The 23250-nt window shown below is 73.2% G+C and carries 24 protein-coding genes; 5 read left to right on the forward strand and 19 right to left on the reverse strand.

The genetic code is table 11. From position 1 onward, the window contains the following. The 4 genes from AOK22_RS06450 to AOK22_RS06465 form a co-directional block, all read right to left on the reverse strand. On the reverse strand, positions 1 to 775 hold a 775-nt coding region (locus AOK22_RS06450), incomplete at its 3' end, for an ABC transporter permease (RefSeq protein WP_055697601.1). Beyond that, entirely contained in the window at positions 772 to 2130 is a 1359-nt protein-coding gene (locus tag AOK22_RS06455; protein WP_055697602.1) for an ABC transporter substrate-binding protein, read from the reverse strand. The genes AOK22_RS06455 and AOK22_RS06450, both read right to left, overlap by 4 nt. Positions 2131 to 2144: 14 nt before the next feature. Then, positions 2145 to 2372 carry a 4Fe-4S dicluster domain-containing protein gene (locus AOK22_RS06460; protein ID WP_055697603.1) on the reverse strand — a complete coding sequence of 76 codons (228 nt, stop codon included), beginning with the start codon at positions 2370 to 2372 and terminating at the stop codon, positions 2145 to 2147. Positions 2373 to 2449: 77 nt separating this feature from the next. Continuing rightward, complete coding sequence (locus AOK22_RS06465; protein WP_055697604.1) at positions 2450 to 3217, reverse strand: GntR family transcriptional regulator; 768 nt, start codon at positions 3215 to 3217, stop codon at positions 2450 to 2452. Positions 3218 to 3587: 370 nt separating this feature from the next. Here AOK22_RS06465 and AOK22_RS06470 point away from each other — a divergent pair, with 370 nt between their 5' ends. Beyond that, a complete protein-coding gene (locus AOK22_RS06470; RefSeq protein ID WP_055697605.1) occupies positions 3588 to 4193 on the forward strand; it encodes an HdeD family acid-resistance protein in 606 nt (201 codons plus the stop codon). A gap of 63 nt (positions 4194 to 4256) precedes the next feature. On the opposite strand, the gene hemC is transcribed toward AOK22_RS06470, so the two are convergent. After that, the gene (hemC, locus tag AOK22_RS06475; RefSeq protein WP_055697640.1) at positions 4257 to 5192 is read right to left on the reverse strand and encodes a hydroxymethylbilane synthase; all 936 of its coding nucleotides are present in this window, start codon (positions 5190 to 5192) and stop codon (positions 4257 to 4259) included. Positions 5193 to 5453: 261 nt separating this feature from the next. Between hemC and AOK22_RS06480 the strand changes: the two genes are divergently transcribed. Next, positions 5454 to 5924: a GNAT family N-acetyltransferase gene (locus tag AOK22_RS06480; RefSeq protein ID WP_055697606.1), complete on the forward strand. Its 471-nt coding sequence runs from the start codon at positions 5454 to 5456 to the stop codon at positions 5922 to 5924. 97 nt (positions 5925 to 6021) lie between these two features. Here AOK22_RS06480 and AOK22_RS06485 read toward each other — a convergent pair whose 3' ends face one another. From AOK22_RS06485 to AOK22_RS06540, 12 genes are all read right to left on the reverse strand, one after another. Continuing rightward, complete coding sequence (locus AOK22_RS06485; protein WP_055697607.1) at positions 6022 to 7542, reverse strand: MFS transporter; 1521 nt, start codon at positions 7540 to 7542, stop codon at positions 6022 to 6024. Between the two features lie 55 nt (positions 7543 to 7597). Further along, entirely contained in the window at positions 7598 to 9136 is a 1539-nt protein-coding gene (locus AOK22_RS06490) for an MFS transporter (RefSeq protein ID WP_079036383.1), read from the reverse strand. Between the two features lie 157 nt (positions 9137 to 9293). Then, entirely contained in the window at positions 9294 to 9887 is a 594-nt protein-coding gene (locus AOK22_RS06495) for a sigma-70 family RNA polymerase sigma factor (RefSeq protein ID WP_055697608.1), read from the reverse strand. A gap of 113 nt (positions 9888 to 10000) precedes the next feature. Next, a complete protein-coding gene (locus AOK22_RS06500; protein ID WP_107101870.1) occupies positions 10001 to 10723 on the reverse strand; it encodes a hypothetical protein in 723 nt (240 codons plus the stop codon). Between the two features lie 234 nt (positions 10724 to 10957). After that, the gene (locus AOK22_RS06505; RefSeq protein ID WP_055697610.1) at positions 10958 to 12211 is read right to left on the reverse strand and encodes a cation:proton antiporter; all 1254 of its coding nucleotides are present in this window, start codon (positions 12209 to 12211) and stop codon (positions 10958 to 10960) included. A gap of 4 nt (positions 12212 to 12215) precedes the next feature. After that, positions 12216 to 12701, reverse strand: coding sequence for a cation:proton antiporter regulatory subunit (locus tag AOK22_RS06510; RefSeq protein ID WP_055697611.1), 486 nt, complete (start codon positions 12699 to 12701; stop codon positions 12216 to 12218). A 144-nt stretch (positions 12702 to 12845) separates the two neighbouring features. Then, a complete protein-coding gene (locus tag AOK22_RS06515; RefSeq protein WP_055697612.1) occupies positions 12846 to 13232 on the reverse strand; it encodes a hypothetical protein in 387 nt (128 codons plus the stop codon). An 89-nt stretch (positions 13233 to 13321) separates the two neighbouring features. Beyond that, positions 13322 to 14860, reverse strand: a complete 1539-nt coding sequence (locus AOK22_RS06520) for an ATP-dependent DNA ligase (RefSeq protein WP_055697613.1) — start codon at positions 14858 to 14860, stop codon at positions 13322 to 13324. 70 nt (positions 14861 to 14930) lie between these two features. Continuing rightward, the gene (locus tag AOK22_RS06525) at positions 14931 to 15512 is read right to left on the reverse strand and encodes a GNAT family N-acetyltransferase (RefSeq protein WP_055697614.1); all 582 of its coding nucleotides are present in this window, start codon (positions 15510 to 15512) and stop codon (positions 14931 to 14933) included. A gap of 76 nt (positions 15513 to 15588) precedes the next feature. Next, positions 15589 to 16122 carry a cupin domain-containing protein gene (locus tag AOK22_RS06530; RefSeq protein ID WP_055697615.1) on the reverse strand — a complete coding sequence of 178 codons (534 nt, stop codon included), beginning with the start codon at positions 16120 to 16122 and terminating at the stop codon, positions 15589 to 15591. Positions 16123 to 16259: 137 nt separating this feature from the next. Then, positions 16260 to 16931, reverse strand: coding sequence for a DUF4097 family beta strand repeat-containing protein (locus AOK22_RS06535; RefSeq protein ID WP_055697616.1), 672 nt, complete (start codon positions 16929 to 16931; stop codon positions 16260 to 16262). Positions 16932 to 17139: 208 nt separating this feature from the next. Continuing rightward, the gene (locus AOK22_RS06540; protein ID WP_079036384.1) at positions 17140 to 18411 is read right to left on the reverse strand and encodes an MFS transporter; all 1272 of its coding nucleotides are present in this window, start codon (positions 18409 to 18411) and stop codon (positions 17140 to 17142) included. Positions 18412 to 18506: 95 nt separating this feature from the next. Here AOK22_RS06540 and AOK22_RS06545 point away from each other — a divergent pair, with 95 nt between their 5' ends. Then, the gene (locus AOK22_RS06545; protein WP_055697617.1) at positions 18507 to 18959 is read left to right on the forward strand and encodes a winged helix-turn-helix transcriptional regulator; all 453 of its coding nucleotides are present in this window, start codon (positions 18507 to 18509) and stop codon (positions 18957 to 18959) included. Positions 18960 to 19007: 48 nt separating this feature from the next. Here AOK22_RS06545 and AOK22_RS43675 read toward each other — a convergent pair whose 3' ends face one another. Further along, positions 19008 to 20690 (reverse strand): sigma factor, encoded by a 1683-nt coding sequence (locus AOK22_RS43675; protein ID WP_055697618.1) that lies wholly within the window; start codon positions 20688 to 20690, stop codon positions 19008 to 19010. Between the two features lie 268 nt (positions 20691 to 20958). On the opposite strand from AOK22_RS43675, the gene ssgD reads away from it, so the two are divergent. Beyond that, entirely contained in the window at positions 20959 to 21372 is a 414-nt protein-coding gene (gene ssgD, locus AOK22_RS06555; protein WP_055697619.1) for a spore wall synthesis regulator SsgD, read from the forward strand. 62 nt (positions 21373 to 21434) lie between these two features. Further along, complete coding sequence (locus AOK22_RS06560) at positions 21435 to 22190, forward strand: siderophore-interacting protein (protein WP_055697620.1); 756 nt, start codon at positions 21435 to 21437, stop codon at positions 22188 to 22190. A gap of 27 nt (positions 22191 to 22217) precedes the next feature. Here the strand turns inward: AOK22_RS06560 and AOK22_RS06565 are convergent, their stop codons facing one another. Continuing rightward, positions 22218 to 23231 (reverse strand): Gfo/Idh/MocA family protein, encoded by a 1014-nt coding sequence (locus AOK22_RS06565; protein ID WP_055697621.1) that lies wholly within the window; start codon positions 23229 to 23231, stop codon positions 22218 to 22220. Positions 23232 to 23250: the final 19 nt, after the last annotated feature.

Below are 23250 nucleotides of genomic sequence, written 5' to 3' on the forward strand. Positions count from 1 at the left end.
GCGTCCGCCCGGGCGGACGCGGCAGCCAGGACGTGGCACGGCGGCCCAGGAACTCCACCGCCGTGGAGGTGAGCCAGCCGAGCGCGCCGATGGTGACCATGCCGACGAACACGCCGGGATAGTCGACGACCGTGTAGTCCTGCCAGGTGCGGTAGCCCACTCCGTACTCGCCGGAGATCATCTCCGCGGAGATCACACAGATCCAGCCGACGCCGATGCCCACGGAGAGCCCGCCGAAGACGCCCGGCAGCGCGCCGGGCAGGACCACGGAGAGCAGCACCCGCAGCCGCCCGCCGCCCATGGTGACCACGGCCTCCTCCCATACGGGGGCGAGCGCGCGCACCGCGTGGCGCGTGGAGACCAGGACCGGGAAGAACGCCGCGGTGAAGGTGATGAACACGATGCCCTGCTCGTTGGTGGGCAGCAGCAGGATCGCCACCGGGACCAGGGCGATCGCCGGGACCGGCCGTGCCACCTCGATCAGCGGCCCGAGCACGTCGGCGGCCCACCGCGAGCGGGCGATCGCCGTACCCGCGGCCACCCCGAGGACGGCGGCGAGCAGAAAACCGACGACGACGCGGCGCAGACTGTGGCCGAGATCCTGCCAGTACGGGGCGGTGCCGACCCGATCCCCGAAGGCGGCCGCCACCTCGCCGACCGTGGGGAACTGCCCGAACCGCAGCCACAGTTCGACGTCGAGGGAGGTCAGCAGCTGCCAGAGCCCGAGGGCCGCGACCAGCGAGGCCAGCCGGACCAGGCCGCGTCCCGCGCTCATGACGCGCGCCGCACGGCGTCCGCGTAGCCGATGACGCGGGCGCCGGCGTGCCGGGAGACGTACGTCTTCGCATGGCTCGCGGTGACGAAGGCGCGCAGCTTCGAACCGTCCGCGACCCAGACCGCCCGGTCGGCGAACCACAGGGTGCCGGTCAGCGCGTCCGGCACGTACGCGGCGCGTACCTCGGCACCCCGGGCGGCCTTGAGGAGCTGCTTCGGGGTGTCGAAGGTGCGGGTGGTGCCGCGGCCCTTGAGCCACAGCTCCGGTTTCGCGGGGCCCGCCTTCGGATACGCGGGGGAACGGCCGGCCCGCCGGAGGGGCCCCGGGTCCACGAAGGCGTCCACGTCGACATCGCCGACCAGCTTCGCCGCCTTGAGGATCGGTACGTCCTTCTTCAGCGCGGCGATCAGCTCCGGGCGCAGCGCCTGGTCGAAGGTGGCGATGCCGTGGGCCCCGTTGTAGAGATAGACCACCTCGGCGGGCAGCCCCGTCTCCCTGGCCACCGACTCCGCGGCGGCGACGGGCTCTTTCCTCAGGTGCTCGGTGGCGCGGCGCTGCGCCGTGAGGAAGTCGTCGAGGACTCCGGCGCGCTCCTTGGCGAACTCCTCCCGAACGGTGACGCCGTGGAAGGTCGGCAGGTTCAGGTCGGCCCCGTCGTACAGGGCCTGCGCCTTCCCCTCGTACGCCAACTGGCCGGGCCAGGCGACGAACTGGGACAGCGCGTCGGCGCTGCCCCCGGTCAGGGCGGAAGCTCCGACACTCGGCTGCTGGTTGAGCTTGCTGATGTCCTCGTCAGGGTCGAGCCCGGCCTTGCGCAGGGCCCGGACCAGGGTGCCGTCGGCGGCCGACCCGACGCTGGTGGACACCTTCTTGCCCCGGAGGTCGGCGAGCGAACGCAGGGGTGAGTCAGGCCTGGTCACCACGGTGTTGAGGCCGCCGCGCAGGTTGTAGCCGGTGACGGAGACGAGCCGCGTGGGCTGGCGCAGCTGCTTGCCGCGGGCCGCGTTGATGAGCAGCGGGAAGTCGCCCATCGATCCGATGTCGATCTTTCCCGCGGTCATCTGCGCGGTGATCGGCGCGCCCGTGGCGTAGTCCTGCCACGTGACCTTGTAGGTCCTGCCGTCGCGTTTGCCGCGTGCCGCGAGTTCCTCCTCGAAGTAGCCGAGGGAGCGCAGGAGAGTGCCGGCGGTGACGGTGTTGATGGTCTTCGACTGGTATCCGACGGTGACGTTCACCGTGCCGGGCTCGTCGGCGCCCGCGGTGGCGCCGCACGCCGTGGCCAGCGGGAGCAGCAGGGCGAGCGGAAGGGCGCCCGGCAGCAGCCGGGCGCGTGGGACGACGGGCTTGCCTGTCATGGGAGTCGGGCCTTTCACCGGAGCAAGTAGGGCATGTTGACGGTGACCGCGCCGGTGGGACACCGGGCCGCGCACGGGCCGCAGTACCAGCACTCGTCGACGTGCATGTACGCCTTGCCGTCGTCCTCGCGGATCGCGAGCGAGTCGAGCGGACACATGTCGACGCAGAGCGTGCAGCCGTCGATGCACCGGGACTCGTCGATGGTCACGGGCACGTCGGAGCGCTGCGGGACAACAGGCATGGCTGTCTCCAGGAAAGGGCGAGAGGGAAGGAAGAGAGGGAGTGATCGGGGGAGGGGGCGCGATCGGGCGGTAGGGGTCAGACGGAGCGGCGCAGCAGGCCGCTCATGGTGATGCGGTCACCCCGGAAGCGGATGAACTCCAGGTCGACCGGCCGTCCGTCGGGCAGATGGGTCAGCCGCTCCAGCATCAGGACCGCGCTCCCGCGCGGAGCCTCCAGGACGGCGGCGGAGTGGGCGTCGGCGTTCACGGCCTCGAGGGTGATCTCGGCGTGCCCCAGCGGACCGCCGGTCAGCTCCTCCAGGAGCAGGAACACGTCCGTGTTCTCCAGGTCGCAGCCGAGCAGCTCACCGCCCACGTCCATGGGCAGGTAGGACAGGTCCAGGGAGAGCGGCAGTCCGCCCAGGCGGCGCAGCCGCTCGATACAGAGCACGTCGGTGTGGTCGGGCAGTCCCAGGCGGTGGGCCACCGGCCCCGGGGCGGTGACCGGTCCGACGGTACGGACCTCGTTGGTCACCCGGCCGTGCTCGTGCAGGGTCTCGGCCAGGCCCTGCAGCCGGTCGAGTCCGTGGGCGTACTTCTCGCCGACCACGACCGTGCCGACGCCGGCCTTCCGCTCCACGAGCTGCTCGCCGCGCAGCAGGTCGAGGGCCTGCCGGACGGTGTTGCGGCTGGCCCCGTAGTCGGTGGCGATGGTGTCCTCAAGCGGCAGGACGCCGGAGGAGAATCCGCCCGACAGGATCTGGCGGCGCAGCAGGTCGGCGAGTTGCCGGGCCTGGTCCGCACGCAGCCGCCGACGCCGCGCGGCGGCGACGGGAAGCGAGGCGGGGATGCGTTCGGCTGGCATGGCAGGGAACGTACCGGCGCGGTCCCGCCGATGGTGTTGCGGCAGCATTGCGCCACCTGAAGCTTTCACGGGCACCGCTCTGACCTGCGGTGATCTCCTACGGGAGCGGAGATCCGCCACCTCGCCGCCCACAACGTGGACGGTGGCGCGCGGAATGACGGCTCGCGTGCGGCGTCGGCCGGGGGCGGGCACGCCCGTCACCCAGGTGGTCGTATCCGGCCGTGCCGTCGCGGGGCCGTGCGCCGGGGCTCCCCGCCCCCGCCGCGGCACCGACTTCGGGGCGTTGTCGCGCGGCCGTCACGGCCGCACGGGGCGGGCGCCGGACCGTCCCGCGCTGGTCCCGCCGAACCGCCCCGGCGAGGCTTGCCCCATGGATACCGCCACCCCGGCTCCCTCGGCCACCCCGCCCCGGCAGAGCGGCCCCTTGAACAGGCTCGCCCGCAGCGCCTGGCAGTACGTGCTCGTCTCGGGCGTGCTGGCCCTGGTCCTCGGCGTTCTCGTGCTGTGCTGGCCCGGCGCCACCCTGCTGGTCGCCGGTGCCTTCTTCGGCGCCTATCTGCTGGTCAGCGGCATCTTCCAGATCGTCTCCGCGTTCGGCACCCATGTGTCGGGCCCGATGCGGGTGCTCGCCTTCATCAGCGGTGCCCTGGGCGTGCTGCTGGGCCTGCTCTGTTTCCGCGGCGCGCTGCAGTCGATCCTGCTGCTTGCCCTGTGGATCGGCATCGGCTGGCTCTTCCGGGGGCTCGCGCTGACCATCGCGGCCCTCTCCGACCCGGAGATGCCCGCCCGTGGCTGGCAGGCCTTCACCGGCGTCGTGAGCGTCCTCGCCGGGTGCGTCCTGATCGTCTCCCCCTTCGACTCCGTGGCCGTCCTCACCGTGCTGGGCGGCTGCATGCTGATCGGTGTCGGAGTGGCCGAGATCATCACGGGGTTCCAGATGCGCCGGCGCGCGAAGCACCTGCCGCGCGACGTGTGACCCTTCGCCCGCCGCGCGCCGGGCGGACGGTCACCCGCCGCCCGGCGACGGCTGACCGCGCACTCAGTGGGCGATGCCGTCGATCAGCTCGCGGGCGCCCTGGCGCAGCAGCGCGACGGCCACGGACGTGCCGAGGGTCGCCGGGTCGAGCGGGCCCGCCCATTCGTGCGCGTTGAGGACCGTCTTGCCGTCGGGCGTGAACACACAGGCCCGCAGGGACAGATCGCCGCCGCGCTCGGAGCGCGCGTACCCGGCGATCGGCGAATTGCAGTGCCCCTGCAGCACGTGCAGGAACATGCGCTCGGCCGTCGCCTCGCGCCAGGCGTCCCGGTCACCGAGGTCCGACACCGCGTCGATGGTCGCGGTGTCGTCCTCGCGGCACTGCAGGGCGAGGATGCCCGCGCCGATCGGCGGGCACATCGTCTCCACCGACAGGATCTCGCTGGCCAGGTCGGGGCGGCCGATGCGCTCCAGGCCCGACTGGGCGAGCAGCAGCGCGTCGGCGTCGCCCGCGGCGAGCTTGGCGAGGCGACGGCCCGCGTTGCCGCGCATCGGTACGCAGGTCAACTCCGGGTGCGAGGCGGCGAGCTGCGCCACGCGGCGGACCGAGGACGTGCCGATGCGGGTGCCCGCGGGCAGCTCGTCGAGGGTGAGCCCGTCCGGGTGGATGAGTGCGTCCCGGATGTCGTCCCGCTTGAGGAAGGCGGCGAACGTGGTGCCGGCGGGCAGCGGCCGGTCCGCGGGCACGTCCTTGACGCAGTGCACCGCCAGATCCGCCTCACCGGCGAGCAGCGCCGCGTCGACCTCCTTGGTGAACGCCCCCTTGCCGCCGAGCGCCGCCAGGTCTCCCATCCAGCGGTCCCCGGAGGTGGTGACCGGCACGACCTCGGTGCGGATGCCGGGGTGCAGCGCGGCGAGCTCGGTGCGGACGCGCTCCACCTGGGCGAGGGCCATGGGGGAGGAGCGGGAGACGATGCGGATCAGCTCAGGAACGGACATGCGGTACACCATAAGGGCTGCGCGGTGGCGTTTTGGACGCGCGTCCAACCGGTCAAACCTGCTGCGGTACGCGGAAGTTGGCGCACGCTAGACGCTCGGGAGCCGTCGTCCGCGGGGCGCCCGGAGCCGCCCGCGCCGCTCGTGGGCGCGGCCGTACCGCCGCCCACCTGCGCCGCTTCCGCGTGCGCGCGCACCGGCCGCCTCATAGCGTGAGGTGCGCGCGGCCGCGCCCGAGCACCGCGCCCGCCCCTGGGAGGCCCCATGACCACCCCCGCAGCGCCGGACCGGCCGGCCATCGGCGTCGCACCGATGGCGGCCACCCATCTGGCCGACGTCCTCGCCCTGGGCCACCGCGTCTACGACACCTCCGTGAAGCCGTACACGTCGTGGTCGCTGTCGGCGATCGCCGGACACATGGACGGCGAGGCGTCCGCCTGCTGGGTCGCCCTCGACGGGGACCGGCTCGCGGGGTTCGTGCTCGGCTCGATGGGCTTCGACCAGCGCGCCGACTGGGGCAACCTGGAGTGGATCGCGAGCGCCCCCGAGTACCAGGGGCGGGGCGTCGCGAGCCGCCTGGTCAAGGCCTGCTGCGCGACGCTCACGGAGGCGGGCGCGAGCGCCGTCGTGACGGACGTCGAGTCCCGCAACACCGCGTCGGCCGCGCTGATGCGGCGCAACGGCTTCGAGGCGAGCGTCTCGGTCACGCTCTTCGTACGCGAGACGCAGCCGTAGCCGCGGTGGTCCGGCCCGAGCCGCGGTCGTCCCGCGGAACGCTCGTCAGTGTCACCGCCATCGGGGGCGTCGCGGCACCGGAGCGCCGGCACACCCGCTAGCCCCGCTCGCCCGGCTCCAACGGCGGTGCGTTCACGCCCAGGCAGGTCTTGCACTGCGGTGCGTTGCCGCGTTCGTCGTGCCAGGCGGTCGGGCTCGGCCGGACGAACACCGCGGCGGCCGCCGACGCCAGGACGAACAGCGCCGCGCACCCCACCGCCGCCTTGCCGAAGGCCGTGTTCAGCGCGTCCGGATCCGCGTACGCCGTACCGGACAGGCCGACCGCGAGCGGCAGCCCGGCCACCACGAGGAGCTGCGCGATGCGGGCCGCCGTGTTGTTGACCCCGCTGGCGAGCCCCGCGCGGCTCGCGTCCACCGAGGCGAGCACGGTCGCCGTCAGCGGCGCCACGAACAGGCTCATGCCGAGACCGAGCACGACGACCGCGGGCAGCACCTCGGTGACGTACGCCGCGCCGGGCCGTACCCGCAGCATCAGCAGCACCCCGGCCGCCGCCACCAGCGGCCCCACGAGGAGCGGCAACCGTGGGCCCAGGCGACGCGCCAGATCACCGGCGGACGCCGAGAGCAGCAGCATCAGGACCGTGATCGGCAGCGTCGCCGTGCCCGCTTGCAGGGCGTCGTACCCGAGGGTGGTCTGCAACTGCACCGGCAGCATGAACAGGATGCCGCCGATCGCCGCGTACAGGCACAGCGTCATCACGTTCGCCGCGGTGAACAGCCGTGAGCGGAACAGTTCGAGGGGCAGCATCGGATACCGCGCGCGGTGCTCGACCACCACGAAGACCGCGCCCGCCGCGAGGCCCAGGAGACCCGGCAGGACCGTCGCGGCCGTCGACGTGTCACCGGACGCGCCGATCAGCGCGAAGCTGATGCCCGCGAGGAACAGCGCCGCCAGACAGGCGCCGGTCACGTCGAACGGCCGTCGAGCCGCCTCCTCGTCGCGGCTCTCCGGCACGTGCCGCACCGCCCACAGCACCAGCGCGGCCAGCGGCACGTTGATCAGGAAGATCCACCGCCAGCCGGGCCCGTCGATCAGCCAGCCGCCGAGGAACGGACCGATGGCCCCCGCCACGCCGCCGAGCCCCGACCAGGCGCCGACCGCGCGGGCCTGGTCGTCGGTGCGGAACGAGGAGCGCACCAGCGCCAGCGAACCCGGCGTCAGGAGCGCGCCGCCGACGCCCTGCAGCGTGCGCGCCGCGATGAGCATCCCCGCGTCCTGGGCGAGCCCGCACAGCGCGGACGCCGCCGCGAACCACACCACGCCGATGACCAGCGTGCGCCGCCGCCCGATGCGGTCGCCGAGCGCCCCGCCGAGCAGGAGCAGCGCCGAGAGCGTGAGCATGTACGCGTTGACGACCCACTGCAGGGCCGAGATCGAGGCGTCCAGGTCCTTGCCGAGGGTGGGCAGGGCGACGTTGACCACCGTCCCGTCGAGCATCGCCATGCCCGACGCCAGCACCGCGCACGTGAGGATCCACCGGCCGCGCGCCGAGGCCAGCGCGACACCGTCTCCCTCACCGGGAGCCGTGACCCTTTCCCGAGCCGGACCCGAAGCCATCCCCTGCCATCCCGCCTGTCGGCGTCCCCGGGCCCGCGCGTCGCCCGGTGGACCGTCACATGTGGACCGCGCCGCTGCCCGTCTCCGTGGGGACCGGCGCCCCTCTGCGGTACAGAACGACCGTAACGACCAGACCGACGGCGAAGAAGAGCGCCGACCACCAATACGCCGTCGAGTAGGAGTTCATCGCGGCCTGTGCCTGCACCTCGGGCGTCGGCTGCTTGCCCACGAGGTAGTTCGACGCCGCCGTGGTGGCGAGCGTGTTCAGCAGGGCCGTGCCGATCGAACCGCCCACCTGCTGGCTGGTGTTGACCATCGCCGAGGCCACGCCCGCGTCGTGGGCCGCGACACCGGCCGTGGCCATGCTCATCGCGGGGGCGAAGATGAGGCCGAGTCCCAGGCCCGCCACCAGCAGCGGCGGCAGCACGTGCGCGGCGTACCCGCTGGTCACGTCCAGGGCGGTGAGCCAGGCCATGCCGGCCGCCGACAGGCCCATGCCCAGCGGCACGATCGGCTTCGCGCCGAAGCGGGGCACCAGGTTGTTCGTGGTCACGACCGAGGCGACCACCATCACCGCGACCATCGGCAGGAACGCGAGACCGGTCTTGACGGGCGTGTAGTCCAGGATCTGCTGGAGGTAGTACGTGAGGAACAGGAACACCCCGAACATGCCGGCGCCCGAGATGAACATCGCGAGGAACGACGCGCCGCGGTCCCGGTCGAGGACGACCCGCAGCGGCAGCAGCGGATGCGTGGCGCGCGTCTGCCACCACGCGAACGCGACGAGCAGGACGGCGCCGACGACCAGGAAGCCCCAGGTCTGCGCGTCGCCCCACGCGTGGGTCTCGGCGTTGGAGAAGCCGTAGACGATGCAGAAGAGACCCGCCGAGACGAGCAGCGTGCCGGGCACGTCCAGCTTGGGCCGGTCCGGCGGGGCGCCCGCGTGCAGCAGCCGCGCGCCGCCGACCATGGCGACCACGGCGAACGCGAGGTTGACGTACAGGCACCAGCGCCAGTTCAGGTACTCGGTCAGGACGCCGCCGAGCAGCAGCCCCACCGCGCCGCCCGCTCCCGCGATGGCGCCGTAGATGCCGAAGGCCTTGGCGCGCTCCCGGGGGTCCGTGAACGTCGTGGTCAGCAGCGACAGCGCCGCGGGCGCGAGGAGCGCGCCGAACACGCCCTGCAGCGCGCGGGCCGCCACCAGCATCGAGAAGCTGTTCGCCGCGCCGCCGAGCGCGGACGCCAGCGCGAATCCCGCGAGACCGGCGAGGAAGACGACCTTGCGCCCCACGAGGTCGGCGATGCGCCCGCCGAGCAGCAGCAGGGAGCCGAAGGCGAGCGCGTACGCGGTGACGATCCACTGGCGGTTGCCGTCGCTGAACCCGAGGTCCCGCTGGGCCGAGGGGAGCGCGATGTTCACGATCGTCGCGTCGAGCACCACCATGAGCTGGGCGATGCCGATCACCGCGAGGATCAGCCACCGGTGCTCGTGCCGGCCGCCGCCCATGTGCGGCACGGCGGGCGGCGGACCGGCCTCGCGCACGGGATCGGGCACGGGCGTGGGCTCCGGCGCGGGTACGGCTTCGCGGTCCATGGTGACCTCCAAACGCCCCCGCCCCACGCTAAACGCACTGCTCAGGGACCGCGACCGGGACCTCGACGGCCCGTGGGGGCCTTGTGCCGAGGCCGGGGGCCGGGCCCGTGCCGGGGCCTGTGCGCACAGGCCCCGGCACGGATGGCACCGCCGTCCGCTAGGCGGCGTGGTCCGCGGCGAGCAGCAGCGCGCTCACCCGTTCCCGTGCGCGCGCCACCCGCGAGCGCACGGTCCCGACGGGACAGCCGACGGCGGCCGCGGCGTCCGCATACGGCAGCCCGGCGAGCTGGGTCAGCACGAACGCCTCGCGGCGCGGCGCGTCGAGCGCCTCCAGGAGGTCGAGCAGGGCGACGCCCTCCTCGAAGCCGGGTAGCCCGCGTGGCTGCGCGCGCTCCGCGGCGGCCTGCCAGTCCCCGGTGTCGGCGATGCGCGGCCGGGCCGCCGCCGAGCGGAAGCGGTCGGCGACCGTGCGGCGCGCGATGGCGAGCAGCCAGATGCGGGCGCAGGAGCGGGCCGCGTAGCCGCGCAGCGCGGTCAGGGCCCGCAGATACGTCTCCTGGGTCAGGTCGTCGGCGGCGTGCAGGTCACCGCTGAGATGGGCCACGAAACGCCAGACGTCGCGGCGGGTGGCCCGCACGAACCGCTCGAACGCCTCGGCGTCGCCGTCGCGGGCGGCCAGCGCCCACTGGGTGATCAGGTCGTCGCGGGCCAGGTCCCCGCCTGGCTCGGAGCGCAAAAGGGCATGAGTCATTGCAAAAGGTCCTTCGGTGAAGGGAGTTCGGTAGCGGCACGGGCGCATGCGGGGAGGTACCCCTGGCTGCGCGGATGCCGAAGATCCGCCCGGCACCGAGGGTGCGGGCGGTGTCAGGAACAGACCGGAAGGACCGGTGGACCTCTGCGGGAGACGGCGTACTGGAGCAGGACCCCGCGCAGCCGCGGCACGGGGACGAGGGCGCCGACGTGCGGCGGCGCCGGGGGAAGGGCCGCGACGAGGATCGTGAGGACGAACCGCAGCGGCACGAAGACGGCCGCGGCGAGCGCGCGGCCGGTGCGGAACACGGCCGCCTCGCCGCGCCACAGCCACAGGGCGCAGATCAGCGCGGCGACGACGTGGGCGAGGAACATGCCGAAGGCGCTGTGTCCGAAGACGGACATGATCCAGTGGGACAGGCCCTCGTCGGGCATGGCGGAAGCGGCGGCGGACCGCCCGGCGCCCGTGGACGGCATGCCCGACATCGGCATCGGGTGGTTCATGTGGTTCATGCCGTCGGCGCCGGCCGAGGCGGACATGGCTCCCGGGCCGGGCGCTCCGTGCCCGGCGGGCGCCCCGCTGATGCGCTGGGCCAGACCGAACAGCTCGTGCAGGCCCAGCTGCGCGACGACCGTGGCACCGATGACGGTCGGCGCCCCGCGCTCGCGCCCGGTCAGCCACCACGCGGCGGCCGCCGTGGCGGCGAACGCGTACGCCACCGCCCACCAGGGCAGCGGGGCGGCGGACATGAGCGCGTGTCCCAGGGCGGTCGCCACCACGCACACGGCCGCGAACACGGCGGCGCGCGCGAGGCGGAAGGCGGGCCCTGAGGTCATGGGGAGCATCGTGCCAGGCGGGGATGGGGTCAGGGGCGGCGAGTCCCGGAGTTGCCGGAAGTGCCCGGATGATGAAGCGCCCAATCGGCAAAGAGTCACATCACCAAGCTGACGAAGTGGCAAAGCGACGGAGTGGATATCCGGTGAGATGGAGAGGCCCCGCGCCCTCAAGGGGCGCGGGGCGGTACTTCCTTGGGCCCCGGGTCCGTCCGGGGGACGCGGGGGAGGTGAGGGCTAGGAGCGGTCGCCCGCGTCCTGGCCCTCCAGGGTTTCGGCCGCTTCCCGGGGACCGGGCACGGCCGCGGCCTCGGGGGTGGTCTCCCGGCGACGGCCCAGCACACCGGTCAGGTAGCCCGCGATGGGCTGCGTGTAACGGGCGGTCAGCGGACCGATGACGACGAGGATCAGGACGTACGCCGTGGCCAGCGGGCCGAGCGACGGCTCGATGCCCGCGGTGACCGCGAGCCCCGCGATGACGATGGAGAACTCGCCGCGCGCCACCAGCGCGCCGCCCGCCCGCCAGCGGCCCTTGACGGAGACACCGGCACGGCGCGACGCCCAGTAGCCGGTCGCGATCTTCGTGAGCGCGGTGACGACGGCCAGCGCGAGGGCGGGCAGGAGTACCGGAGGAATGCTCGACGGATCGGTGTGCAGTCCGAAGAAGACGAAGAAGACGGCCGCGAAGAGGTCCCGCAGCGGCGCGAGCAGCGAGTGCGCGCCCTCGGCGACCTCGCCCGACAGCGCGATGCCGACGAGGAACGCGCCGACGGCGGCGGACACCTGGAGCTGCTGCGCGATGCCCGCGACCAGGATGGTCAGACCGAGGACGACGAGCAGCAGCTTCTCCGGGTCGTCGCTGGAGACGAACCGCGAGATGAGCCGGCCGTAGCGGACCGCGATGAACAGGACGATGCCCGCGGCGCCGAGCGCGATGGCGAGCGTGAGGCTGCCCGCGGCCCAGCCGACACCCGCCAGCAGGGCGGTGATGATGGGCAGGTAGATGGCCATCGCCAGGTCCTCGAGGACGAGGATGCTCAGGATGACGGGCGTCTCGCGGTTGCCGACCCGGCCGAGGTCGTTGAGCACCTTGGCGATGACGCCGGACGACGAGATCCAGGTGACACCGGCGAGCACGACGGCGGCGACCGGCCCCCAGCCCATCAGCAGCGCGGCGATGGCGCCGGGCAGCGCGTTGAGCGTGCAGTCGACGAGACCGGCCGGGTACTGCGTCTTGAGATTGCTGACGAGGTCGTTGGCCGTGTACTCCAGGCCCAGCATCAGCAGCAGCAGGATGACGCCGATCTCGGCGCCGATGGCGACGAACTCCTCGCTCGCGCCGAGCGGCAGCAGCCCGCCCTCGCCGAACGCGAGGCCCGCCAGCAGGTACAGCGGGATCGGCGAGAACTGGAAGCGCCCGGCGAATCTGCCGAGCAGGCCGAGCGCCAGGATGATCGCACCGAATTCGATCAGAAAGACAGCGGAATGCACGCGATCACTCCCGCCCGAGTATCGTCGCGGCGGTCTCCACGCCCTCGCGGGTGCCGATCACGATGAGCGTGTCGCCACCGGCCAGCCGGAAGTCGGGGGCCGGCGAGGGGAAGGCCTCGGCGCGCCGGAGCACCGCGACGATCGAGACCCCGGTCTCGGTGCGCATCCGGGTGTCGCCCAGGAGGCGGCCGTTCCAGTGCGACGTCGCCGACAGCAGGACGCGCTCGGCGACCAGCCCCAGGTCGGTGGTGTGCAGGAGCGTGGGGCTGTGGTGCGCGGGCATCAGGGCGTCGATGAGCGCCTCGGCCTCGCCCGAGCTCAGCCGCATCGACAGCGCGCACGCGTCCGGGTCGTCGGCGCGGTAGGCGCTCAACGTCCGGGCGCCGTCCCGGTGCGCGACCACCGACAGGCGTCGCTGTTCTCGGGTCGTCAGGTCGTACCGGATGCCGATGCCTGGAAGCGGCGTACGGCTGAGGCGTGAAGCGGGCACAGCTTTCCCCTTGCGCGAATGGATGGATGATCTTCCCCTGGAGTCACCCTATCGGGGCCAAGCCTTGGCAAAATCGCACGGATGTGCCGCGGCCCTGCGCGAGGGCGGGGCCGCGGTGGGGCGGGAGGTGTGCTCGGCCGCAGGTCAGTCCGTGAGCGTCACACACGGCAGGCCGACGCTCGCACCGCCGCGGAAGCCCTCCGCGCACAGGCGGGTGCCCGCCGGGAAGTGCCGCTGGGGGTACGCCTGGTCGCGGTAGGTCCGGAACGCGGCGACGTCCTCGACCTTGGTGTCGGCACTCCAGCCGTTCGTCGTCCACACACGCGCGCTGATGCGGTGCGGCTGGTTGGTGTTGGTGACCGACACCTCGACCCGTCCGAGGTAGGTGCCCGAGTCGTACGTCTCGATGCAGACCGAGTGGTTGCACCACTTGCCGTCGGCGACCGCCGAGGGGCCCGTGGCGATGAGACAGCCGAGCGCGGCGGCGAGCGCCCCGACGACGGAGGCGAGCTTCTTGGTGATCTCGTGCATGGCGAGCGACCCTCGAGTCTTCTGCGCGGGCCCGCGACCGGGCGCGGGACCTGGACGTTCATGACGTCGAGTACCAACGCGGCACAAGATCATGAGTTACGCCGGGCCAGCACCGTGTCGACCGAGTCCGCCTGTTCGGCGGACTTGTCCTCGCGGTAGCGCACGACGCGGGCGAAGCGGAGGGTGACGCCCGCCGGATAGCGGGTGGACTTCTGGAGGCCGTCGTAGGCGATCTCGACGACGAGCTCGGGGCGGACGGTCACCACCTGGCCGTCGTCGGAGACGGCCAGGGCCTGAAGGCGCTCCGTCTGCCAGGCGAGCATCACGTCCGTCATGCCCTTGAAGGTCTTGCCCAGCATCGCGTACGTGCCGTCGTCCCGCCGCGCGCCCAGATGGAGGTTCGACAGCTTGCCGGTGCGGCGGCCGTGCCCCCACTCGGCGGCCAGGACCACCAGGTCGAGGGTGTGGACGGGCTTCACCTTCAGCCAGGACGCGCCCCGCCGCCCCGCGCTGTAGGGCGCGTCGAGCCCCTTCAGCACGACACCCTCGTGGCCGCGCCCCAGCGTCGCCTCGAAGAACTCCCGCGCCTCGCCGCGCAGCCGCTCGTCCGCCGCGTCGCCCACCAGCACGCGCCGCACCCGCATCGGCTCGGGCACCAGGGCCGCCAGCTCCGCGTGGCGCTCGGCGAACGGCAGGTCGAGCAGGTCGCGCCCGGCCACGGACAGGGCGTCGAAGAAGACGGGGGACAGGGGCAGTTCGGCCGCCGCGGCGGCCACGTCGACGCGGGACCCGACGCGGCCGGCGATCTCCTGGAACGGCCGGGGCCGCCCCTCGCCGTCGAGCGCGATGACCTCGCCGTCCAGGATGAACCGCGTCCCCGGCAAGCCGAGCGCGGCGGCGGTCAGTTCGGGCAGCCGGTCGGTGATGTCGTCGAGGGTCCGGGTGTAGACGCGTACGTCCGCTCCGTCACGGTGGACCTGGACACGGATGCCGTCCAGCTTCTCCTCGACCGCGCACGCCCCCAGCTTGTCGATGCCCTCGGCGACCGAGGCGGCGCTGTGCGCGAGCATCGGCAGCACGGGACGGCCCACGGTCAGCCGGAACTCCTCCAGCGCGTCGGCCCCGCGCGCCAGCAGCGCCTGGGCGACCGGGCTCACGGCACCGGCGAGCATCACCGCGCGCCGCACGTCGGCCGCGGGCGTCCCGGTGGCCACGGCGAGCCCTTCCACGGCGACCGCGTCCAGCGCGCCCTGACGCACCTCACCGGTGAGCAGCCCGAACAGGAAACGCTGCTCGTCGGCGGTCGCGGACCCCATCAACTCCGCGACCAGACGCCTGCGTTCGGCCTGTGAACCGCTGCCGGAGACCGCGCCGATCGCGGTGAGGGCCGCGTCGGTGCCGCGCACCGTCAGCGTCGGCTCGGCGGCGGGCGGGCCCGCGTCCTTCAGCGTGCTCCAGCCGATCCCGAGGCGCCCCTGCGGCAACCGGCCCGACAGATAGGGGATGGCGATCGGCACGTCGTCCGGCTCGGCGGCCCGGAACAGCTCGGCGAGCAGGGCGATCTTCCGGGAGCGCGCCGAGGTGGCGGCCACTTCCTTGGACACGTGCGCGAGCCGGGCGAGCAGCATGGGCCCATCCTGCAACGGGGCCGGGCACGGCGCATGGCCGCGGCGTCCGGTCGGCGCGCGGACGGGCCGGTCAGGGAGCGGACAGGACGAGGCGGCAGCCGGTGGCGCGGTAGCCCGCGCGGGCGAAGGCCGCGGCCATCGGCACGTTCGTCACGTCGGTGTCGGCGCGGATCACGCGCGCGTCCGCCCCGGCCACCAGGATCCGCGTCGCTTCGGCGAGGATCTCGTCCGCGTACCCGTGGCCGCGGTGTTCGGGCAGGACGCCGAGGTGGCCGATCACTGGGCCGTTCTGGTTGCGCGACGGCAGGACGAAGCCGAGGATCTCGCCGTCCGGCGTCCGGCCGATCCGCCACCAGGACCGGTCCCCGGGCATCTCGTCGCGGCAGAAGTCGACGTCGCCGCGCGCCTGGGCCTCGGCGCCGAGCAGCGCCGCCTCCTTGCGGGAGGCCGCGTCGAGCGTCCCGCTCAGCACCCGGCGGAACAGGTCGACGAACACCTCGTCGTCGGGTTCGGCGCGGCAGAGCACCCGTGGCGGGGCCGCCGCCCGGGGAAGGCCCGCCCGAGGTGTCCACTCGTACCGGATCCGCTCCACGCCCGCCGGGAGACCGGCGCGGCGGGCCTCCTCCCGGCGCCGGTCCAGGGCGTCGAGCACGTCGGGTCGAGGCCGGAGGGGGCGGCGGGGCGGAAGACCGGGGTCGTGGCCGGCTCGGCAGCGTCGTAGGGCTCCGTCATCGGCTACTCCGCCGGCCCGCCCCGAAGTCGAAGTCCTCCACGAAGTAGCTGTCGTGGCGGACGCGGAACTCCTTGAGTTCCTCGGGCCCGCGCCGCGACATCTCGGCGACCCGCTCGAAGTACTCCTCGCGCGGGGAGCCCGGGGCGAAGAGCATGAGCATGGACACGGGGTCGTCGGTCACGTTCTTGAAGCCGTGCAGTCCGCCGGCCGGCACGTACAGGAAGTCTCCCTCGCGGCCGGTGACCCACTTCTCGCCGTTGAACAGCTCCAGTTCGCCGGAGAGGATGTAGAAGGACTCCGACATCGCCCGGTGGAAGTGGGTCTTGGCCCCGGCGGACCGGGGGCCCAACACCCCTTTGTAGAGACCGAATTCGCCGCCGGTCGACTCCTGTGTGGCGAGGTAGCTGGTGGATCCGCCGGGCGAGGAGACTTCCGGTGGCGTGTCGGCCGGACGGAAGGACGCGTTCACCTCGCCCGTGGCGCCGTGGTAGCGGGGCTCCGGGTACTGCATGTTCTCGAAGTACGACATCGTGCGCTCCTTCTCGGCGGGTTCACCCCAAGGGTGTCCGCCGGGTCGGGGGTGCCGCATCGGGCGTCCGGACGATCGTCGCGGATCCCTGGATGAGGTCCGACGGCCTAGGCCCTGCTCGTCGTTGGGGATGATGTTCAGAGGCTGCGGGCGGTGATGTCGCCGTAGGCGGTGGTGGCGCGGACGGCGAGGGCGGCGTCGGCACCGGCGCTGTTGTTGAGGCTGTTGTGGACGCGGCCGTAGGCGGTGTCGGCGTCGAGGGTGGCCGAGGTGGTGGAGGCGGCGCCGACGGTGATGTCGCCGTGGTCGGTGCGCAGAGTGAGGTCGCCGCGGGTGGCCTCGGTGACGTGGAGGTCACCCTTCTTGGCGGTGAGGTCGGCGGGGCCGGTGAGGCGGCCGACGGTGATGTCGCCGTCGAGGACGGTGAGGCGGGCGCCGGCGGTCTCGTCGAGCGTGATGGTGGCCTGCTGGGCGCCGACGGTGACGTTGCCGAGGCGTCCGACGCCGCGGAGTCCGCCGATGGCGGTGGTGGCGTCCAGGTGGGAGCCGGCGGGGAGTTGGACGGTGATCTCGACGGCGCCGGAGTCGCCCAGGAGGCGGTTCTTGGGCTCGGGGGCGGTGATGCTCAGGGTGCCGTCGGCGTAGGCGACCTGAAGGTCCTCGGCGGCCCGCACGTCGTGGCTCTTGCCGGCGTCGGCGGGCCGGATCTCGACGGTGGTGTCGGTGCGGTCGGTGGCGATGAGGCGGATGTGGCCGGCGGCGATGTCGAGGACGGCGGTGACGGCGGCGGGGGTGGCGAACTTCTGCATGGTGGGCTCCTTTGTCGTCGGCGGGTCCTCGGTCGACCCGCCGTCGTTTCTGACAATGGAAAAGCTACGTTGCGTTCGCGGGTGTGGCAACGGTGTTGTTGCGCATGGAGTGTGAAGTGGCAGGTCGGGATGGATATTTCATTGCAACGTTCTAGAGGGTAATGCAACGGTGTATGAGCGTTGCGTTGCAATGGAATGGAGGTGAACGCTATGTGGAGGCCCTCTCGCGCGTGCACGCCCACAGCGCCAGCCCGAGGCAGCTGAACGCGGCCCCCAGCGCACACACGGCACCCCAACCGGCCGCCGTGTAGAGCGAGGTCGCGGCGATGGCGCCGGTGGCGCTGCCGATCGAATAGAAGACCATGTAGCCGCCGATCAGCCGGCTGCCCGCGTCCGGGTGCAACGCGTAGATCAGGGTCTGGTTGGTGACGTGGACCGCCTGGACGGCGAGGTCCAGGAGGACCACCCCGACGACCAGGGCCCAGAGCGAACCGCGGGTCAAGGCCAGGGGAAGCCACGAAGCGGCGAGCAGTGCCAGGGCGATGCCGGTGGTCCGCTGGGAGAGGCCGCGGTCGTTGAGGCGGCCCGCCACGTTCGCGGCCGGCGCGCCGGCGACGCCGATCAGCCCCAGTGCCCCGATCTCGCTGTGGTTCAGGGAGTACGGGGCCTCGCTGAGCGGCAGCGCGATGCTGCTCCACAGGGTGCTGAAGGCGGCGAAGGCCAGCAGGCAGAACAGGGCGCGGATCCGCAGCAGTCGTTCCCGTGCGAACAGCGTGATCGTGGAGCGCAGGAGCTGCCCGTAGCGCAGCGTCGTCGGCGCGACGGCGCTGGGGCGCGGCAGTACGCGGAACAGGACCAGGGCGAGCAGGGCGGTGAGCGACGACGAGGCGACGTAGACGGAGCGCCAGCCCGCGAGGTCGGCCATGAGGCCGGACGCGGTACGGGCGAGCAGGATTCCGGTGACCACGCCACTGGTGACCAGGCCGACGATCCGCCCGCGTTCGGCGGCGGGTGCCAGGGAGGCCGCGAAGGCCACCAGCGTCTGCGTCACGACCGCGAGCAGCCCCGTCGCGGCCATGCCCACGAGCAGGATCCCCGCCGTGGGGGCAGCGGCCACCACGGTGAGCGCCACGACCAGGAGCAGCAGCTGCGCCACGACCAGCCGTCTGCGGTCGACCATGTCGCCGAGCGGCACGAGGAAGAAGAGGCCGAGGCCGTACCCGACGTGCGTCAGCGTGACGATGCTGCCGACGAGGGCCGGGCTCATGGAGAGCTCCTCGCCGATGGTCGCCAGGAGCGGCTGGGAGAAGTAGACGTTGGCCACGGCGGCCCCGCACGCGACCGCGAACAGGAGGGCGATGCCGCGGGACAGGGTGAACGCGGGGGCTTCCCTGCTCCGGGGCCCGGTCGTGGGTGCGGCGGCGGCCGCGTTCTCGTTCTCGGCCCGTCGCGTCGTCGCGGCCTTGTGGTTGCCGGGCATGGGTGTTCCTCTCTCAAGGTGGTTGCAAGGTGCTACCGGCGGTGACGGTAGCCGCCTTTGGTAGCATGTTGCAACTGCCTTGAGAGAGGGATGCCATGGTCAGCAGGACGCGGTTCGACGACAGTGAATGTCCGGTCGCCCGGTCGGTGGACGCGATCGGTGACTGGTGGTCGCTGCTGATCGTGCGGGACGCGTTCGACGGGAGCAGGCGCTTCGGGGAGTTCCAGCGCAGCCTCGGCGTCGCGAAGAACATCCTCACCACGCGGCTGCGCGCGCTGGTCGCCGGTGGCGTCCTCGCGTCGGTCCCGGCTTCGGACGGCAGCGCCTATCGCGAGTACGTACTGACCCCGAAGGGCAAGGCGCTCTTCCCCGTCATCGTGGCGCTGCGGCAGTGGGGCGAGCAGAACTTCTTCGCCCCCGGCGAAGCGCACTCGGAACTGGTCGACCGCAGGCAGGGGGAGCGCCTGCGCACGCTGGAGGTGCTGTCGGCGGACGGGCGACGACTGGACCCCGACGACACGACCGTCCACAAGGTCTCCGCCGAGTGAGCCACGTGTGCTGAGGCGGATGCGCGGCGCCGAAACGCCCGCACGCCTCTAGGGCCAGTGGCAGATGTGGATCGGCCCGATCCAGGGCTCGCAGACCGGGGGTTCGGGATCCGGCGTGGGCTGGGTGGACGGCTCCGTCGGAGGATCCGTGGGGGTGGGCTCCACGGGTGTGGGGTCCACCGGGGTCGGCTCGACGGGCGTCGGATCGACCGGGGTCGGGTCCACGGGGGTGGGGTCGACCGGCGTGGGGTCGATCGGCGTCGGAGTGGGTGACGGTGGAGGCGTGGGCGTGGGTGTCCCCGGATCCGTGGGAGTCGGGCTCGCCGGTGGTGCGGTCGGCCGCTCCGGCGTGGGGCTCGCCGCGCCCCCGGGCGCGGGCGGCGTCGCGTCGGTCGGCGTTTGCGGCGGGACGGGCCGCGGCTGATCGGGTGCCTGCCCGGCCGCCCCGCCCGGCGCCGAGGGCGACGCGGGCCGCGCGGGCGACACGGGCGGCGCCACCCGATCCCCCGCATCCCCGGAACCTCCCGTGCCCCTGGAGTCCCCCGAGCCCCCTGCGTCCTGCGCGTCCCCCGTGCCCGGCGCCGCCCGCCATGGCGGTACCGGCGGCTGCGGGACCCCGCTCTCCGCCGTCGCGGCCCGCGGCTCCGGCGCGGCAGCCGACTGGCCGCTCCCGCCCAGCGCGAGTCCCGCCGCGACGGCGGCCCCCGCCACGGTCACGCCGATCGCCCCGGCCGCCGCGACGGACACCTTGCCGCCGCCGGTGAGCGCGTGCTTCAGCCCGTACTTGACGCCGTGCAGCAGCCCGCCGCCCTGGCTCCCGGATCCGGCCGCCGCGGCGCCCGCACCCACCGCCGATCCCGCGGCGAGCGGCAGGAGGAACGTGCCCGAACCGCCCAGGACGAAGACGAGCAGGGCGGGACCGACGAACGCGGGCAGCCGGTCGTTCGCGCGCATCAGCACGGCGAGCCGCGCCCGGCAGTCCGCGCAGTCGTTGAGGTGGGCCAGCAGCGTCTCGGACTGCCGGGTCGACGCCTCGCCGCGGATGTGGGCCGGCATGCGGTCCCAGTGCCCCTCGCACGCCGGGTCCTCCGGCGCCCCGGGGTGCGCGCGCAGGAACGCCTGCCGCATGCCCTCGCGGGCCCGGTGCAGGAGGACGGCCGTGGCGCCGCGCCCCGCGCCGATGCGTCGCCCGACGGCGTCGAGGGGCTGCCCCTCGGCCTCGGCCAGCCACAACGCCTTCACCCAGCGCTCGGGCAGCTGCCCGAGCACGCGCGTCAGCAGGTCGACCGAGGAGACGCGGGCCGCGGGGTCCGCTTCCTCGCCTCCCGCGCCGAAGGGGGAGTCGCCCGCGCCGGTGACCCAGACGGTCTCGGGGGCCTGCGGGTCCAGTGGCGTCTCACGGCCCGCCGCGCCCCGGCCGACCGTCGCCGCGAGGTGGCGCACGGTCGTCATCAGGTACGCGGGTACGTTCTCGATCTCGTGCCCCGCGGACAGCCGGCGCCACACCCGGAAGTGGGCCTCGGCGACGAGGTCGTCGGCGACCCAGGCGTTGCCGGTGAGCGAGCGCGCGTAGGCGACGAGACGGGACTGCTGTTCCTCGAAGACGCGTGTGTAATCCGCTGTGACGGGCACACGGACGGGCGCGGCGGCAGGCTCGGCCGCGCCGGCCGGTGCGCCACCGGCGGGCACGGCGGATATGCCGGTGGGGACGTCGGAGGGGACGTCGGTCATGGCAGGGCACTCTCCCGTTCCCGCTGCGGAGGGTTCGGACGTTCCCGGTCCCGCTGGGGGGTTCGGGCGAGTTCGAAACTCTAGGCGACAAATGTCGGACTTTTGGGGGGTGGGTGGCGCAGGTCACATGGATCTCTTGGCGTGTTGCCGTAATGACCCCCCTTTGCGCGGGGTCGTACAGGTGGGAGTCCATGAACCGGAATCCCCGACGACGGGACTTTCCCGGCAGGAATCCCGAGAACCGGAACACCAGGAGTGGAGCTCGATCATGGCCGTCACCCTCGAACAGCCCGCCCGTGCCCGCCTCATCGCCCCCGAGGGGCAGGAGCGTGCCCTGCCCGTCGTCCTGCGCTACGCCGCGGCGGACCCCCTGGCCGTCCAGATCACCTTCCCCTCGCAGGCCTCGCTCGACGGCGTGGAGGTCACCTGGATCTTCGCGCGCCAGCTCCTGGAGGAGGGCCTCGTGGCCCCGGCGGGCAGTGGCGACGTGCACGTGTGGCCGTGCGGGCGGGCCCGCACGGTCCTGGAGTTCCACTCGCACCAGGGGCTGGCCCTGGTGCAGTTCGACAAGGTCACGCTGCGCCGGTTCCTGACGCGGTCCTACGCGGTGGTGCCCGCGGGCGAGGAGGAGGCGGGCCTGGACCTCGACCGGGGGCTCTCGCGCCTCCTCGATGGCGTCTGAGCTCCATTGATTAGGTTAGGCTCCCCTAACGCAGTTGGCTCGCGGGTGTGTTCACCGTACCCATGGGCTTCGTTCAGGGGAGGGGAACCGTGGCGGGTCATGGCTGGGAGGGCGTCGTCCTCAAGCTGATGCGCGGCAAGGACTTCGAGTTCACCGTGACGGGCGTCGAGGACGTCACCGAGTACTACCGGCGCATCCACGTCACGGACGGCGGCATGCTCGCCCGGACCGGCGTGCACCCCACGATGTGGGTCAGGCTCTGGTTCGACCGGGACGGCAAGCCGCACCAGCGCGCGTACACGCTGGTGGACCCCGACCCGGACAAGGGCACGTTCACCCTGGAGTTCGCGCTGCACGACGGTGCCGCCAGCGCGTGGGCCCGCAAGGCGTCGCCGGGCGACACGATCGCGGCGACCGTCCAGGGCACCGGGTTCGAGACGCCGGAACCCGCTCCCGCGCGGCTCTTCGTCGTCGGAGACGCGGCCGCGCTGCCGGCGATCCACTCCCTGCTGTCCGCGCTGCCGTCGACGCCCGCGACCATCTGGTTCGAGACCCAGCACGGGTCCGACGCCGACCTGGCCGCGCCGCGCGTCGACCCCGACCGCCACGACCTGCGCGTCGTCGAGCGTCGCGCCCCCGGCGGCCACCTCGTCGACGAAGTGAAGGCCGCGCTGCCCGCCCTGCTCGGCGACCCCGCCGACGCCTACGTGTGGATCACCTGCGACACCACGACGACCCGGACCCTGTCCGCGTACGTACGCAAGGAACTGTCCGTCCCCAAGGACCGCGTGCACGCGCTCGGCTACTGGCGTCCCTGACGGCCGCCGAGGCGTGGACCGCCGGACTCAGCCGTACAGCGCGGGCCGCTCGGCCATCTCCACGACGGTCCGCGCCCCGTCCCGCAGCGCCGCCACCCCGGCCTCGGCGACGGCCGCCGCCGCGTACCCGTCCCACGCGCTCGGTCCCGTCACCCGGCCCCGCCGGGCGCCGTCCACCCACGCCCGCACCTCGCGGTCGTACGCGTCGGCGAACCGCGTCAGATAGTCCTGGGCCACGTCCTCGCGTACGTGGCCCGCCTCGTGGACGACCACCGCGTGCGGGTCGCCGAGCCGGGCGCTGCCCCGCTCGCAGACCGCCTCGCACCGCACCTCGTACCCGAAGCCGCAGTTGACGAAGACCTCCACGTCGACGACCGCGCCGCGGTCCGTCTCGAAGAGGACGAGCTGCGGGTCGAGCAGGCCCCGCGGGGCCTGCTCCGAGGGCGTCGGCCGCATCACCGTCACCGCGGTGATCTCCTGCCCGAGCAGCCAGCGCGTCGCGTCGATCTCGTGCGAGACGGAGCTGCTGATCAGCATGGACGAGGTGAAGTGCGGGGGAGAGGAGACGTTCCGGTGGCGGCAGTGCAGCAGCAGGGGCCGGCCCAGCCGCCCGGAGTCGAGCAGGGTCTTCAGGGCCGCGTACTCGGTGTCGTACCGGCGCATGAATCCCACCTGGAGCAGGCGGCGCCCCAGCCGCGCCTCCGCCTCCACGACTCTGAGGGCCGAGACGGCGTCGGGGGTGAGGGGCTTCTCGCAGAGCACCGGCAGGCCACGCGCGCAGGCCGCGAGCAGGGCCTCCTCGTGCGCCGCCTCCGGCGAGGCCACGAGGACCGCGTCCACGCCGGGAGCGCTCAGCGCGGCGAGCGCCTCGCGGTGGACGGACACGCCCTCGCGCCCCGCCACGGCCGCCTCCGCCCGCGCCGTGTCGGGGTCCGCGACCGCCACGACGCGGGCCCCGCCGACACGTCCGCCGATCCGCCGGACGTGGTCCGCGCCCATGTGGCCGGCGCCGAGCACGGCGACTCCCAGCAGATCACTCATCCGACGGCCCTTCCCCTCA

The organism is Streptomyces silaceus (genome assembly GCF_001419745.1).
GTDB lineage: Bacteria > Actinomycetota > Actinomycetes > Streptomycetales > Streptomycetaceae > Streptomyces > Streptomyces silaceus.

Bases quoted from the DNA above. Each gene is read 5' to 3' on its own strand.
- AOK22_RS06565 (WP_055697621.1), bottom strand. From the start codon at position 23,231: ATGAGTGATCTGCTGGGAGTCGCCGTGCTCGGCGCCGGCCACATGGGC.
- AOK22_RS06455 (WP_055697602.1), bottom strand. From the start codon at position 2,130: ATGACAGGCAAGCCCGTCGTCCCACGCGCCCGGCTGCTGCCGGGCGCC.
- AOK22_RS06530 (WP_055697615.1), bottom strand. From the start codon at position 16,122: ATGTCGTACTTCGAGAACATGCAGTACCCGGAGCCCCGCTACCACGGC.
- AOK22_RS06500 (WP_107101870.1), bottom strand. From the start codon at position 10,723: ATGACCTCAGGGCCCGCCTTCCGCCTCGCGCGCGCCGCCGTGTTCGCG.
- AOK22_RS06515 (WP_055697612.1), bottom strand. From the start codon at position 13,232: ATGCACGAGATCACCAAGAAGCTCGCCTCCGTCGTCGGGGCGCTCGCC.
- AOK22_RS06495 (WP_055697608.1), bottom strand. From the start codon at position 9,887: ATGACTCATGCCCTTTTGCGCTCCGAGCCAGGCGGGGACCTGGCCCGC.
- AOK22_RS06490 (WP_079036383.1), bottom strand. From the start codon at position 9,136: ATGGACCGCGAAGCCGTACCCGCGCCGGAGCCCACGCCCGTGCCCGAT.
- AOK22_RS06470 (WP_055697605.1), top strand. From the start codon at position 3,588: ATGGATACCGCCACCCCGGCTCCCTCGGCCACCCCGCCCCGGCAGAGC.
- hemC (WP_055697640.1), bottom strand. From the start codon at position 5,192: ATGTCCGTTCCTGAGCTGATCCGCATCGTCTCCCGCTCCTCCCCCATG.
- AOK22_RS06545 (WP_055697617.1), top strand. From the start codon at position 18,507: ATGGTCAGCAGGACGCGGTTCGACGACAGTGAATGTCCGGTCGCCCGG.
- AOK22_RS06485 (WP_055697607.1), bottom strand. From the start codon at position 7,542: ATGGCTTCGGGTCCGGCTCGGGAAAGGGTCACGGCTCCCGGTGAGGGA.
- AOK22_RS06520 (WP_055697613.1), bottom strand. From the start codon at position 14,860: ATGCTGCTCGCCCGGCTCGCGCACGTGTCCAAGGAAGTGGCCGCCACC.
- AOK22_RS06540 (WP_079036384.1), bottom strand. From the start codon at position 18,411: ATGCCCGGCAACCACAAGGCCGCGACGACGCGACGGGCCGAGAACGAG.
- ssgD (WP_055697619.1), top strand. From the start codon at position 20,959: ATGGCCGTCACCCTCGAACAGCCCGCCCGTGCCCGCCTCATCGCCCCC.
- AOK22_RS06560 (WP_055697620.1), top strand. From the start codon at position 21,435: ATGGGCTTCGTTCAGGGGAGGGGAACCGTGGCGGGTCATGGCTGGGAG.
- AOK22_RS06535 (WP_055697616.1), bottom strand. From the start codon at position 16,931: ATGCAGAAGTTCGCCACCCCCGCCGCCGTCACCGCCGTCCTCGACATC.
- AOK22_RS06480 (WP_055697606.1), top strand. From the start codon at position 5,454: ATGACCACCCCCGCAGCGCCGGACCGGCCGGCCATCGGCGTCGCACCG.
- AOK22_RS06465 (WP_055697604.1), bottom strand. From the start codon at position 3,217: ATGCCAGCCGAACGCATCCCCGCCTCGCTTCCCGTCGCCGCCGCGCGG.
- AOK22_RS06460 (WP_055697603.1), bottom strand. From the start codon at position 2,372: ATGCCTGTTGTCCCGCAGCGCTCCGACGTGCCCGTGACCATCGACGAG.
- AOK22_RS43675 (WP_055697618.1), bottom strand. From the start codon at position 20,690: ATGACCGACGTCCCCTCCGACGTCCCCACCGGCATATCCGCCGTGCCC.